This is a genomic window from Paenibacillus agaridevorans, from assembly GCF_003112455.1.
Lineage (GTDB): Bacteria > Bacillota > Bacilli > Paenibacillales > Paenibacillaceae > Pristimantibacillus > Pristimantibacillus agaridevorans.
The window spans coordinates 70,089-83,590 of record NZ_BDQX01000196.1 but is presented as its reverse complement, the minus strand read 5'-3'; the positions used below and the strand labels follow the sequence as shown (position 1 = coordinate 83,590).

The window sequence follows — 13,502 nt, the reverse complement described above, 5'->3', positions numbered from 1 at the left end:
TTTGCTTCGGTCGGGAGCGGAACGATAAACCGTCGTTGTACCGTGCTGAGGCTATGGTGCACTCGGATTAGAAAAATGCTGCCTCCGGCTCAGGAACCCTTTCTTGGCGGGAACTCTGGTGAGCTCGATGTCGGAAGCTAGCGTCCAAATCCGCGTGCCGAATCCGGCGCCACGAACGTAATCGGACAGAGGATCAGCCTCGTGCAAAAACTCCATTTTACCCCGTTGGGATAAACGGGTGCTTGTCAGTACCCGTCCGAGAAATCCGCGAACCGATTAAAAGCCTCCAGACCACTCCCAGTGTGGTTTTGGAGGCTTTTTGTATGCTAGAGTTGCCTGCGTCATCATCCAGTCGGATCTTTCGAGACCTGTGTCTTCTGCCGGGATCTGTAACGGAAGCATCGCCGATTTTGATATGATTTTATGACCGATATGGACGGTGTCGGGGGATGTGTATTTTCCGTTAAGATTAGGACAACAACAAAAGCAGGTCGCATGGCGTCAGCAGAGGAGGAAACATGCCAGATGAAAACAATGCCGTCCACGGAACACGGCCGCTCGTCGGCAGTCAATAAGCGTAAGCGTTTTCTCGGGAGGATGATCGAGCACCGGTACTTGTACCTGATGTCGCTTCCTTTCGTAGCGTGGATCATCGTGTTCAGTTACGTCCCGATCTGGGGCTGGCTGATGGCGTTCCAGAACTACAAGCCGAGATTCTCGATCCTGAATCAGAAATGGGTCGGCCTCGATAATTTCATCGAATTGTTCACCGACGAAAGGTTCTATCTCGTATTGCGGAACACGCTCGGCATGAGCATTATGGGGCTGATCGTCAGCTTCACGGTTCCCATCATCTTCGCCCTGTTCATTAACGAAATCAAGAATCAATTCTTTAAGCGTTCGATCCAAACGATCTCTTATTTGCCTCACTTCGTTTCATGGGTCGTCGTCTCCGGTATGGTGTACAAGATGTTATCGACAGATGGCGGCGCGGTCAACCAACTGCTGATGGCGCTTCACATCATCGACGCTCCCATCCAGTTCATGGCCAAGGGCGAGTGGTTCTGGGGCATCGTCACGGCATCGGATGCTTGGAAAGAGACGGGCTGGAACTCCATCATCTTTCTGGCGGCCATGGCGGGCATCGATCAAGAGCAATACGAGGCGGCGACGGTGGACGGAGCGGGACGCTTCCGCAAAATGTGGCACATCACGCTGCCCGGCATCCGGACAACTTTCATGGTACTGTTCATCCTCTCGATTGGCCATCTGATCAGCATCGGCTTCGAGAAGCAGTTCTTGCTCGGCAACCCGCTCGTCAGCAATTATTCCGAGGTATTGGAGTTATACGCGCTGAACTACGGCATCAATCTCAGCCGCTACTCCTACGGTACGGCCATTGGCATCTTCAACTCCGTCGTCAGCATCATCCTCGTGTTTGCGGCGAATTACATTTATAAACGCATTACCAAAGAATCGGTGATATAAGGAGGCCTTAGCATGAATGTTTCACAACGCAGATACGGCGACAAATTGTTCGACATCGGCCTCTATTGTCTAATGGTCATTGCGGGTATCGTCACGCTTTATCCGTTCCTTAACGTTCTCGCCATTTCGTTCAACAACTCGGTCGATACGGTGCGCGGAGGCATTACCATCTTCCCTCGGGAATTCACGCTGGACAACTACGCGACGATCTTCGCGTTCGACGGATTGCTCACGGGCTTCAAAAACTCCGTCCTGCGGACCGTCATCGGCACGATCGTCGGCGTCCTGTCGGCTTCCATGATGGCTTACACGCTGAGCCGCCGCGACTTCCAAGCAAGAAAGTGGATGTCCGTCCTGTTCGCGATGACGATGTACTTCTCCGGCGGCCTGATCCCGGGCTATATGCTGATGAGACATCTGGGCTTAATCGGTACCTTCGAGGTATATATCATTCCGGCTATCCTGAGCGTATGGAACGTGTTCGTTGTCCGCTCCTATATCGATAACCTGCCTATCGCCTTGCAGGAATCGGCCAAAATCGACGGCGCAAACGATTGGACCATCTTCTGGCGGATCATCCTGCCGCTATGCCAGCCGGTGCTGGCGACGATCGCTTTGTTCGTGGCGGTGGGACACTGGAACGCTTGGTTCGATACCTACCTCTTCAATAACATGAAGGCGGAAAATACGACCTTGCAGTACGAACTTATGAAGGTGCTGCAGTCGACGCAATCGGGCAACAACTACCGCGATCCGAACGCGCAGCAAGCTATCGCTTCGGTATCGCCGGAATCCATCAAGATGGCGATCACCATCGTCGTCACGGTTCCGATCCTGCTCGTCTATCCGTTCCTGCAACGTTACTTCGTCAAAGGCATGACCCTAGGCGCGGTGAAAAGCTAATGTTGTGAGGATAGAAGGTTTGAAGGTTTAAAGGCTTAAGGTTTAAAGGTTTTAGGTTTAAAGGTTTGAAGTTCAAATGAAGTTCAAAAAGTCCGGTTTTCAGCACCGAGAAGGTTGGGCGAAGCCGAGATCCGAGGAACGGAGCTTAGCAGCGCTAAGTGAGTACCGGAGGAACCGGCTGAGTTCAAGATTCGACGCCGAATAAGCATCCATGAGATGCTTCGTGATCAAAAGTAAACTTTTTAACCACCTTTATCTGGTAGTGACAGGTATCCTGTTCTATATAGTTAGGTACATTATTAAAAGGGAGGCAACATTCAGATGAAAAAGAAAGCCAAAATGATGTTCAGCACGCTGCTTGTCCTCGTCTTCGTTTTCCTTGCAGCTTGCTCCGGCAACAATGGAGGCAATGGCGGAAATACCGGCGCGGCGAACGGCGGCAATTCGGGCAACACCAACAATGCAGGCGAGGAATCGCTTGAACCGATTACGATTCGCCTTGCATCCGGCGACGTAAACGCGAACTGGGATGACATGAAAAGCGAAGTCGGTCAAGAGATTCTGGCCAAAACGGGCGTTACGCTTAAACAGGAGTTCCCCGTTGGCGGAAGCGATGCCGACATGTTCGCCCTGATGGTCGCAAGCGACGAATATCCGGACCTCGTTATGCCGAAGGGCAACGCGGGCAAGCTGGTTGATGCCGGCGCGCTGATCGATCTTCGTCCGTTGATCGAAGAACATGCTCCGAACCTTAAGAAAATTTATGGCGAATACTTCAACCGTCTTCGTTGGAGCGAGCAAGACGACGCGATCTACGTATTGCCGCAAGATGGCGTAGGCCACACTTATTTCGAAGCGGGCGGCGGCTTCCAGCTGCAGCATAAGGTTCTTGAAGCTGCGGGTTTCCCCGAGATCAAAACGGTAAAAGATTACGAGAACGCAATCAAAGCCTACATCGAAAAAAATCCGAAAACCGAAGACGGACAACCTACGATCGGCATGTCGCTGAACGGCGGCGAATGGCAGATCCTTATCTCCGTAACGAACCCCGCGTTCTACGCGACGGGCGCTCCGGATGACGGCGAATTCTACATCAACCAGGAAACGTTCGAAGCTATCATGCATTACCAGCGTCCCGAAGAGCGCGAATACTTCCGTTGGCTGAACCACATGAACAATATCGGCTTGCTGGATCCCGAGAGCTTCGTCCAGAAGTATGACCAATACAAAGCGAAAATCGCTTCCGGCCGCGTTCTTGGTCTGGTTGACCAACAATGGGACTATGCGGATGCCGAAAACGCGCTGAAAGCCGAAGGCAAATTCGACTCCACGTACGCACGTTTCCCGGTTACGCTTGACGAGACTTACCAAGACCATTCCTTCCAAGGAACGGGTTACCTGTCCGGTTACGGCATTGCGATCACGAAAGACGCAAAGGATCCGGTCCGCACCATCAAGTTCCTGGACTACCTTGCATCGGATGAAGGCCAGGTTCTCGTCAACTGGGGGATCGAAGGCAAGCATTACAACGTAGAGAACGGCAAACGCGTTATCCCTGCCGACGTACAAGCGCAGAAGTCGAACGACAACAATACGTTCAAGAAAACGACGGGCATCGGCAACTACCTGATCTCCGCCCGTTATGGCGACGGCGTTATGGATCCAAGCGGCAACTACTATACAACGAACTTCCCGGAGCAGATCGTCACGGCTTATTCCGAAGCGGATAAAAAGACGCTGGCGGCTTACGGTGCAACGACGTACAGAGATCTGTGGCCGGCTAACGACGCGTTCCCTGAGCGCAAATACGGAGCGGCTTGGACGCTTCCATTTGAGACGGGTTCGCAGGCGAACGTTATTTTCCAGAAGACGCAGGACATTATGAAAAAGCGTATTCCCGAAGCGATCCTGGCGAAGCCGGAAGACTTCGACAAAATCTATGACGCCTTCCTGAAGGATTTGGACGATGCCGGCGTCGCCAAGTTGAACGAGGAATTCTCGAACATGGTCAAAGCCCGCGTGGAACTTTGGTCCAAATAATAGCGGAATACGAGCATCGAGGAACATTTCGAACAGGCAACAAGGTAAAAAGGTAAAAAGGTCGAAGCAAAGGGAACCTCTGCTCGACCTTTTTTAAATTATAAGAAAGTATAAGTTTTCTCCATACTTGACTTATAATTCTCGGAATAAAACGCGCTGCGCCGCCAAAGGACGGCGACAGCCGTTTCACCTTGTCTTTTTCATTTCTTTGACTTACTTGCGGCCGTACAGTTGCACGTCGATAGTGTCGATTCTGCCTCTGCCTCTGCCGCCGCAGCCGCCGGAGTATCCCGTTGAGTATGCTATTATGTTGACATATTTGCCGGGTACCCTGTACGTGTCCGTATACGATTGCCCTGGAGCGAGCCTCACTCTTGCGAGCCTATAGTTGTTGGTTCTGCCGTTCTGCGTGCTGGTCATGACGACATTAACGGACGTCGCGGATGCGCCGCGGTTCTCTGCGAACAGGCGAATGGTTTCATATTTTTTAACTTTGACGCCTTTGTCTTTGTGATGGTGATGATCATGATCGTGATCATGATGATGATCATGATGATGATGGTGGTGGTGTTTATGGTGGTGATGGTGTCGGTCTCGAGTCAATACTCTGCTTGTGCCCGTACGGAGCGATACGCCTTCAGCGGGTGTACTGAACAACAATTTGTTCTTAGCCAAATGCTTTCACCTTCTTCTTGTAAAGTACTATATGCTATGATTTAGCTCTAGCATTTGCTTGTACTTTTGCCGAAGGCGATCTGTCCCGATAGAGCCGTTATTTTAATAGAGTTGATGGAATCAGGTTGCCGGAACGGCGTTAGCGCTGAACAATCACCTTGTCGATGATGCCGTACTCGACGGCTTCTTCCGCGGACATGTAATAGTCGCGATCCATGTCCCGCTCGATTCTCTCCAGCGACTGGCCGGTGCGCTCGGCGGTAATGCGGTTCAGCTTTTCCCTCGTGTTAAGAATATGTCTGGCGGTAATGGCGATATCGCTCGCTTGTCCCCTGGTGCCGCCATGAGGCTGATGAATCATGATTTCGCTATTAGGCAGCGCAAATCGTTTGCCTTTTTGGCCGGCCAGCAGAAGAATGGCGCCGAAGGAAGCGGCAAAGCCCGTGCAGATGGTACTGATCTCTGGCTTCACGTATTGCATGGTATCATAGATGGCAAGACCTGCCGTCACGGAGCCGCCCGGACTGTTGATGTACATATGGATGTCCTTGTCGGGATCTTCCGCCGTTAGAAACAGCAACTGCGCAATGATGCTGTTAGCAACGGCATCGTTAATTTCCGAGCCGACGAAGACGATGCGGTCCTTCAGCAGTCTCGAATAAATATCGTACGATCTTTCGCCGCGGTTCGTCTGCTCGACGACGTATGGTATTGGAATGTTCATGGGGTAACCTCCCGTAGGTTTGAATTGGATTACGCCGGGTAAACGATCCAGGGGGCTGGAAGGATACGCGAGTTCGGGATAGGATATAAGTATAACGAGGAGAGTAACTTTTAAACGTATTCGTTCGTTTACCCCATAAGGACGATATCCGCTTCGCTTGCAGCGGGTGAAGGAGGCTGGACAATGATAAGCAAAGATGGCATTGCGGATAGAGGGATCGAGAGACGGGATGCAAGTATGGAGCTGGAAGCGTTGCAGGCCTCGTTGTACCGGTACTGCATTTCGCTGACGGGTTCTATCCCCGATGCGGAGGACCTCGCGCAGCAGACATGGCTGAAGGCGATACAGAGCCGGAAGATAGAAGGTCACGTTAATCCGGAGGCGTTCCTGATCCGGGTAGCCAAGAACGGCTGGGTCGACGAATGCCGCCGAAGACGGATGCTGCGGGAACGTATCGGGAAGCTGCAAGAGGCTGGCGGTCAGCCGCCTCAGGAGGATACGGAGGAAGCGGATCGGGCCATCGCCGCGATCTATCGGCTGATGTCGCCGATCCAGCGAACCGTATTCATGCTGCGCGACACGCTCGGTTACTCCATCGCGGAGACTGCAGAACTGCTGGATACAAGCGAAGGAGCGGTAAAAGCTGCACTGCACAGAGCGCGTCGTGCGCTTGAGGACGTAAGGACGTCGTTGCTTCAAGATAGCGAATACGATAAGGGCCACGTTATGAGAACGGAAGATTTAGAATCGGAAGCGATGGTGCGGCAAGTCCGGGAAGCCTACGTTTTTGGCCGAACCGACGAGCTAATACGGCTGCTATATGTGCCTCAGACCTCTGCGGGGAGACTGGAGGTTATTGGCTGGAGCGTACAGTCTCCAAGCTACGGTGCAACCTCGATGGGTCCGCAAGCCTCGTATTCCATGCTTATGTCGGCTTGATGTCCGCGGATTTCTGGCCTGATTCGGCGTAAATGCTGTTTCTGTGGCTTGATAACCTGGGCCGGGAAAGCTGCGTAATGGACGTTTCTGTTGACCGGATATATTTCCTTGCTACTAATGAAGCATAAAAGTAAGCTTTGTTGGTCACACTGGTGCTCGTATCGCCGAATTATACTAGAGTGAGCTCGTAGGTTGCCTGAATCGCCGAAAGAAGCATAAAAGTATACTACAACGGGCTCCCTGTGTAGTCTACAATGGTTAAGGCCGGGGCTGATCCGCCCTATATAGCGGAAAAACCCGCTATAATGCGCTGTACCGGGCCTGCCCGGCCCATCCAATGAACTCGCTTTTTCATACACATTCGCTCGTCCTCCCAGCCAGCCAGCGCGGCCCTGATCCGCCGAAAATAGCGTGCAAGCCGCATACAAATAAACCCGTTAAGCAACGTGCAGCAAGCACGCTTCGGCTTAACGGGTTATGTCCCCTCAGGTTCTAGAGCAGCTTGCGCTCCTGTGCGGCAATCAGCGCCTGCGTCCTGGAGGATACGCCGAGCTTGCCGTACAGCGTGGACAAATAGACCTTTACCGTACCTTCTGACAGATGCAGGGCGGCGGAGATTTGTTTGTTGGAGGCTCCCTTTCGCAACTGGCGCAGCAACTCGAGCTCGCTGCGCGTCAGCGGCTCCTTCGAGGCGCGTCCCTTCCTAACCTGCGGGAGAACAGGAGCCGGGCAGGCGGCAATCAGCTCATCCAGGTAGGAGCCGGTTACTCCAGGCAGCACATCTACGCTGCTCTTTCGGCCTCTGCGCGGATAATAAATGCGGCCATGGGCCACGGCGTATTCTTTGTAGCGGTGCAGAAGCTCGGTCATCTCCGCTCCTTCATCCGCGAAGCTGCGGATATATCCGTTCTCGGCGCCAATTATGAGCGCCTCTTCAAGCGATGTAAAGGCCGAGTTCCGGTTGCCGACCTTGTATTCGAAGAGGGCATGCAGCACGGCATGCTCCACAAGACTGCTCAACTGGCCTTCCCTTCTGGCCTGGGGCTTCAATAATTCCAGGAGACGCACCGCCTCCTTCTCCTTGCGTTGACGTCCCAGCAGGCGGGCAAGCGTCAAATATTCGTACTCCTTCGCGTATATCGGAAGCTCCCTGGCCGTTACCGACATATGTTTGGCCGTATCCTTCGCTTGCGACAAGCTGCCAATGGATAATTCCAATCTCGTCCGGAATGCGTATACCACGATAAGCCAATGTTTGTCCTCAAGACCGGACGCGAATCGCAACGCATCCTCGACGACCTGCTCCGCTTGAGCTATGTCCCCGAGCGCCTTATGGATGGATGCTTCGGTAAGCCGATGCGGAATGAGCAGACCGGGAATGCCGCGACTCGCCACCGCTTGCTCGATACCTCTCAACAGGCTGAGGCTGTCCTTCAACCGGTTCCATTCGTAGTAACCTTCCGCCAATGATTGTTTGACGTACAGATTGATAAGGGAGCGGTCCCAGCCGTGGGAATCCAGCGTGCCGCTGAACAGCTCCGCGATCGTCTCGGTCGTCGGCGATAATACGCCGTTCATCCCCATTACCGTTCTACGGACGAAAGGCTCCTTGAGGTTGTAGTTAAAGTTGTAGAAAAGCGGATTCTCCGGGAGAAGTTCATCCAATATGCCAGTGCTGTATGCCAGCCAACGCTCATAATCGCCGCTAATGAATACGAGATTCGATCGGACGAACAGGATGCCCGACTTCAGATCTTCGTTGTTCTCTGATTGCAAGCCGTGGGCCTGCTCCAGCACCCGCTCCAACCGCTGGAGCAGATGCTCCGCCGGCTCAAGCTGTCCCGTCAGCACGAGCGCGAAGGCATGGAGCAGCGACATCTCATGCGAGGGCGAATAATCGTCCGGGAAGCTGCCGAACCATCGGAGCAGCGTTACCAATTCGCCGCGGCGCAGGACATCGCGGATGTGTCTGCCCAGCAGCTCTTCCATCATGTCATATTCTCCGGCAAACGAGGCATGGTCGATGGCTTCATGAAGCATGCCGTGCCTGGCGAACAAGACGCTTGCTCTGCCGTGCGTCCGCCGCCACTCCTCCGGTTGCTCCATCCGGAACGTCTCCGCCAAAAATTCGGAGAAAAGTCGATGATACCGGAAATAACCGGAACGCTCGCCGATCGGAAGCAGAAATAAATTCAGCTCATGGATTTGCTCCAGCATGACATCGCCGTCATCCCGGCCGGTCACCTCGTTGCAATATGACGCATCGAAGTTTGTTAACAACGATGTGCGTAGCAGGAAGTCTTTGAGCTCGATAGGGAGCGAGGCTACAGCTTCCTGAAATAGATAATCGGACACATGGCGCTCGTGGCCCTTGAAGGAGCGTAGCGCATGTTCCATCGTCTGACCGGATCGCAGCATCACCCGGACGAGCATCATGCCGATAATCCAGCCCTCAGTCCGATCTAACAGCTCGATGAGGCACTCGACAGTGCAAGGGGCGGAGTCGCGCAGCAGGAGCTCTGTCTCCTCCAGCGTAAATCGTAATTCGGAGACGGTCAGCTCCGCCGCTTCGCCGCTAATCATAAGCTTCATCGTGGGGAACGGAATCGGCTGCCTGCTTGCTATGGCGAGATGCAGATTATCCGGCATGTATTGAATGAAATAAGCGATGTGCTCGTGCAACTGCTCGCTTGTGATCGCATGATAATCGTCGATAATAAACAGGAGAGGGCGCGAGACCAGGGCGAGCTCGTTCAGCAAAGCATCGATATAGGTTAGCCGGGACACGGAGTTCATTCCCTCCGCGAGCAAATACAAACGTTCTGCGGCAGGATCGTCCACGGAAGCAGCCAGCGCATGCGTCAGGCATCGCCAGAAGCGGTTGCTGTCATTGTCGGCGCCGTCCAGCGAGAGCCATGCGACAGGTCGTCCGACTTGATTTCCCCATTCTGCGAGAAGCGATGTTTTGCCATATCCGGCCGGTGCGCAGACAATCGTCAGCCTGCCGGCGAGGGATCGATTAAGAGTCTGAAGCAGCCGTTCGCGAGTCACGAATCTGCCTCTTCTGGTGGGTAATGTGATTTTGGCCAGAGCCGCGCGATCGTGCATGACAGTCATTCCAATCGTTCCTCCCAACTGCGAAGTAAGGCCGTTCCGTTCGTGTTGCTGTTATTGTCTATTATAAGGGAAAGCTGTCGAAATGTAGAGACGCAACCTTCTAGCGATTGCCGAGCGACAACAGCTCCCGCAGATCCGCCTCCGTCAGCGAGGAGGAGGAAAGGCCGTCCTGCGACAAAACATCGTCGATCAGGGTTAACTTGCGCTGCTGAAGCTCCACCATCTTATCCTCCACGGTTCCTTCGGAGACGAGACGTATAATCTGAACGACATTGCGCTGGCCGATCCGGTGCGCGCGGTCCGCTGCCTGCTGCTCCACCGCCGGATTCCACCAAAGGTCATACAGAATGACCGTATCCGCTCCCGTCAGGTTAAGCCCCGTGCCGCCCGCCTTCAGCGAGAGCAGGAACAGATCGCGTTCCCCTTCGTTGAATCGGCTGCATAGCTCGACGCGTTCGGCGGCTGGCGTGCTGCCATCCAGGTAGAAGTAGGGTACGCCCTTGTAGCCAAGCTCGCGGCTGATCAAACCGAGCATCTCCGTGAATTGGGAGAACACGAGCGCGCGTCTGCCCGCGCTGCGGCATTGATCGACGAGCTCCAGAAGCTGCTCGAACTTGGCCGAGCTGCCCTGATAACCCTCGACGAACAAGGCGGGGTGGCAGCATAGCTGTCGAAGACGCGTAATGCCCGCCAATATGCGGATACGGGCTTTGCCGAATTCGTCGCCGTTGTCGAGATGCTTGAGCGAATCCTCGCGCAGCTTGGCGAGATAAGCCGCGTAAAGCTTTTTCTGCTCCGGCAGCAGCTCGCTGCTCTGAAGCGTCTCGATCTTCTCGGGCAGCTCCTTTAGCACCTCGGACTTAAGCCGGCGCATCAGGAACGGACGGCTGCGTCGCGCGACTTCCTCGCGGGTTAGCTCTCCGAAGCCTCGAGGATCCGGGAAGAGCGCGGGGAATACGGCCCGGAAGATCGACCACAGCTCGTCGAGCCGATTTTCGATCGGCGTGCCCGTCAAGGCGAAGCGGTATTCGGCTTTCAGCGAACGTACGGCTCCGGCCGTCTGCGTATTTACGTTTTTGAACGCCTGGGCTTCATCCAGGATGAGCGTATGGAACGAATGCGCGGCATACGTCTCCCAGTCACGCCGCAGCAGCGGGTAAGAGACGATAACGACGTCAGGCCTACCGTCGCCTTCGCCGTCCTTATCAAAATCGGGCTTTCCACGACTGACGCCGCCACCAGCACTGTCACCGCCTGCAATCGTCCAATCCAAGGCGTCCAGCCGTTCCTCCTTGCTCCCGTCCGCGATGACCGTGCGCAAGCCAGGTGCAAATCGCGTCAGCTCGCCTCGCCAGTTGTACATCAGGGAAGCGGGGCATACGATCAGAGCCGGCCGACCGGAGGCACGGATGTCATCCGCGACGGACAACAAGAAGGCGATGCTCTGAATCGTCTTGCCGAGTCCCATCTCGTCGGCAAGAATGCCGCCGAACCGATAGGCGGCGAGCGTCTTCATCCACTGATAGCCGGTCTTCTGATAATCTCTCAAGATGCCGCCGAGAGCTTCCGGCAAAGGGAAATCGAGCCGCTCGGGATCGCGCAGGCTGTCCAGCAGCTCCTTAAGGGAGCGCCCCAGCTTTACCGCATCGGACCCCGGCATATCCAGGAGCGCGGCAGCTTTGCCGATCGGCACCCTGGCCATATCGCCATGAAGGGCAAGATGATGCAGACCGACGCCGTTCATGACGCGCAGCATCGCTTCGAACGCCTCCGTCCTAAGCGGCAGCAAAGCGCCTGTCGCCAGCTTGTAATAAGGCTTTTTCGCTTCGACCGCCTCTACGACCGCTTTGATTTCTTGCGCGGAGATGCCGTCCATCTTGAATTTGAATTCCAGCCAGTCCGTTTTTTCATCCCAGGTAAGAGACAGCTTGGGCGGGATCGTTTCGTTAAGGATGCGGAGCTTAACGGCCGCCGTTGCATAGACGGTCAACAGCTTTTCCAGTTGCGGGACGATCTCGTGCAGGAACAGAAATTCGTCGTCGTCCCCCTCCATTACATATCCGCCTTCTGTTTTTACGAACCCCTCCTGCTGGAACAACCTCAGAATTTCCTTCTCCTTCTCGGAATCTCGCATTAGAATGCGCTCGGATCCACGGGGCTTGTCCCCGTTCTCAAGCGGGTTGATGATGATATCGCCGTACTGAAATTCCAGCCCGGCCAGCAGTCTCCCGCGAATCCGATCCAGATAGAGACGCGCCTTCAGCGGCTGTACCCAGATTCGATCCGCGACAGCAGGGGCAAGCTGCAGCTCCCCAAGCTTCGTTAAGCTGGGCACGACTTTGTCCATAAAGCGGTCGATCTGCTCCGCAGCGATTGTTACCGACTCATCGTCGGCCGTATCGCGGATCCCGGAAAACAGCAGCCGCTTCAGCTTGGCCAGCTGAACAAGGCGGGCGGAGGGGAGCGGATAGAATACGCCTCCCATAAAGGCCATTCCGTAAACTTCCAGCACGATCGCTTCTCTGATGCCGCTGGCCGTAAGGGAATAACCGTCATCCTCATGGGAACGATCAAGCTTGAACTGTAGAGGCAAGCGGCCATGCGAAGGACCTGGCACAGGCTTGCCGAAGGTCGATGGCCTGGAGCGTTCTCTTCCTTGAGCGCCAAACACTTCCGTTTTTGCGTTTGATGCTTGGGATAACACGGTCAGCAGTCTCGCCCAGCTATGCGGCGGAACGACAAGGAAACGCTCGTTGCCCTCCTGTCCCTGTCCCAAAGAGGGAAGAGCCCCGGACGCCATGGCGGAGCGGTATCGTTCGTCCTCTCTTAATGAAGAAACCAGCGCTTCGATGACAGGCTCGTCCTGGGGAGAGAAACGATGCTGCTTGGGGGTATATCGGAAGGACTTGGCCGTCTGGCACTCCCGTTGTTCTTCGACGCTGCTCAGAAATCCCGCCAAATGCTGGACGGGGTGAAGCTTCTGCAACCCGATCTTCATATCCAGGCTGATCGTATGCCTGCCGTCCCGGGCGGGGAGCAGCAGGATGCCGAATTCGACGTTAAGCGCCATCCGATCGTCTCGCAAGGGGCTTCCGAAGCTGACGGGTACGGAGGTATCTTCGCCAAACAGCCCAAGCAGATGCTCGACGAGCTCGCGATCCGGGGCGCTTTGCAAATAGATTTTGGCGCCTGCGCTCTCCGCGGGCTTTGTACGAAGCCGGCCTTTTCTCGATGCTTCGACGATAGAGATAAGCGCTGCGGCAATATGCTTGCAATGCTGATCCTCCGCCAGACTGGACAAGCAGCCGCATTCCGGCTCGACGCTGCCGCCCGTTCCAAGCCTGACATGCACGACATAAGGCCTACTGGCCGATACGGTCGCCGAATAACGGCTGCCGGAGCGTTCTACGGAAACCTTGCCTTCGCTTGCATAGGCGGCGCCTTTCTCATAGTTGTCCAGGCCGCACAGGTTTATAATTTGATTTCGAGTAAGTGAAACGGACATGATGTTCTCCTTTGACGCTTCGTTCGTTAATGGATATGGATTAAGGCATTCCGCCATCGCAACAGTTAATCTCATTATAGTACAATGAGAGGACAATAAGGAGACAGGCAT

General features: G+C 54.6%; 8 protein-coding genes. 4 read left to right on the top strand and 4 right to left on the bottom strand.

All coding sequences use genetic code 11. The features are described 5' to 3' along the window. Nucleotides 1–597: 597 nt before the first annotated feature. The 3 genes from PAT3040_RS18885 (at nucleotide 598) to PAT3040_RS18875 (ending at nucleotide 4,431) form a co-directional block, all read left to right on the top strand. Nucleotides 598–1,488: an ABC transporter permease gene (locus PAT3040_RS18885; RefSeq protein WP_373271239.1), complete on the top strand. Its 891-nt coding sequence runs from the start codon at nucleotides 598–600 to the stop codon at nucleotides 1,486–1,488. A gap of 12 nt (nucleotides 1,489–1,500) precedes the next feature. Continuing rightward, nucleotides 1,501–2,391 (top strand): carbohydrate ABC transporter permease, encoded by an 891-nt coding sequence (locus PAT3040_RS18880; protein WP_087565964.1) that lies wholly within the window; start codon nucleotides 1,501–1,503, stop codon nucleotides 2,389–2,391. A 321-nt stretch (nucleotides 2,392–2,712) separates the two neighbouring features. After that, entirely contained in the window at nucleotides 2,713–4,431 is a 1,719-nt protein-coding gene (locus PAT3040_RS18875; protein WP_087565965.1) for an ABC transporter substrate-binding protein, read from the top strand. A gap of 213 nt (nucleotides 4,432–4,644) precedes the next feature. Here PAT3040_RS18875 and PAT3040_RS18870 read toward each other — a convergent pair whose 3' ends face one another. Together PAT3040_RS18870 and clpP are read right to left on the bottom strand one after the other, a co-directional pair. Next, nucleotides 4,645–5,106 carry a hypothetical protein gene (locus PAT3040_RS18870; RefSeq protein WP_108993942.1) on the bottom strand — a complete coding sequence of 154 codons (462 nt, stop codon included), beginning with the start codon at nucleotides 5,104–5,106 and terminating at the stop codon, nucleotides 4,645–4,647. A gap of 139 nt (nucleotides 5,107–5,245) precedes the next feature. Continuing rightward, nucleotides 5,246–5,830 carry an ATP-dependent Clp endopeptidase proteolytic subunit ClpP gene (gene clpP, locus PAT3040_RS18865; protein WP_108993941.1) on the bottom strand — a complete coding sequence of 195 codons (585 nt, stop codon included), beginning with the start codon at nucleotides 5,828–5,830 and terminating at the stop codon, nucleotides 5,246–5,248. Nucleotides 5,831–6,013: 183 nt separating this feature from the next. Between clpP and PAT3040_RS18860 the strand changes: the two genes are divergently transcribed. Continuing rightward, nucleotides 6,014–6,769 (top strand): RNA polymerase sigma factor, encoded by a 756-nt coding sequence (locus PAT3040_RS18860; protein ID WP_108993940.1) that lies wholly within the window; start codon nucleotides 6,014–6,016, stop codon nucleotides 6,767–6,769. A gap of 492 nt (nucleotides 6,770–7,261) precedes the next feature. On the opposite strand, the gene PAT3040_RS18855 is transcribed toward PAT3040_RS18860, so the two are convergent. Both PAT3040_RS18855 and PAT3040_RS18850 read right to left on the bottom strand, forming a co-directional pair. Then, nucleotides 7,262–9,886, bottom strand: a complete 2,625-nt coding sequence (locus PAT3040_RS18855) for a winged helix-turn-helix domain-containing protein (protein ID WP_108993939.1) — start codon at nucleotides 9,884–9,886, stop codon at nucleotides 7,262–7,264. A 100-nt stretch (nucleotides 9,887–9,986) separates the two neighbouring features. Next, nucleotides 9,987–13,391 carry a DEAD/DEAH box helicase gene (locus PAT3040_RS18850; protein ID WP_108993985.1) on the bottom strand — a complete coding sequence of 1,135 codons (3,405 nt, stop codon included), beginning with the start codon at nucleotides 13,389–13,391 and terminating at the stop codon, nucleotides 9,987–9,989. Nucleotides 13,392–13,502: the final 111 nt, after the last annotated feature.

Bases quoted from the DNA above. Each gene is read 5' to 3' on its own strand.
- PAT3040_RS18885 (WP_373271239.1), top strand. From the start codon at position 598: ATGATCGAGCACCGGTACTTGTACCTGATGTCGCTTCCTTTCGTAGCG.
- PAT3040_RS18880 (WP_087565964.1), top strand. From the start codon at position 1,501: ATGAATGTTTCACAACGCAGATACGGCGACAAATTGTTCGACATCGGC.
- PAT3040_RS18875 (WP_087565965.1), top strand. From the start codon at position 2,713: ATGAAAAAGAAAGCCAAAATGATGTTCAGCACGCTGCTTGTCCTCGTC.
- clpP (WP_108993941.1), bottom strand. From the start codon at position 5,830: ATGAACATTCCAATACCATACGTCGTCGAGCAGACGAACCGCGGCGAA.
- PAT3040_RS18860 (WP_108993940.1), top strand. From the start codon at position 6,014: ATGATAAGCAAAGATGGCATTGCGGATAGAGGGATCGAGAGACGGGAT.
- PAT3040_RS18855 (WP_108993939.1), bottom strand. From the start codon at position 9,886: ATGACTGTCATGCACGATCGCGCGGCTCTGGCCAAAATCACATTACCC.
- PAT3040_RS18850 (WP_108993985.1), bottom strand. From the start codon at position 13,391: ATGTCCGTTTCACTTACTCGAAATCAAATTATAAACCTGTGCGGCCTG.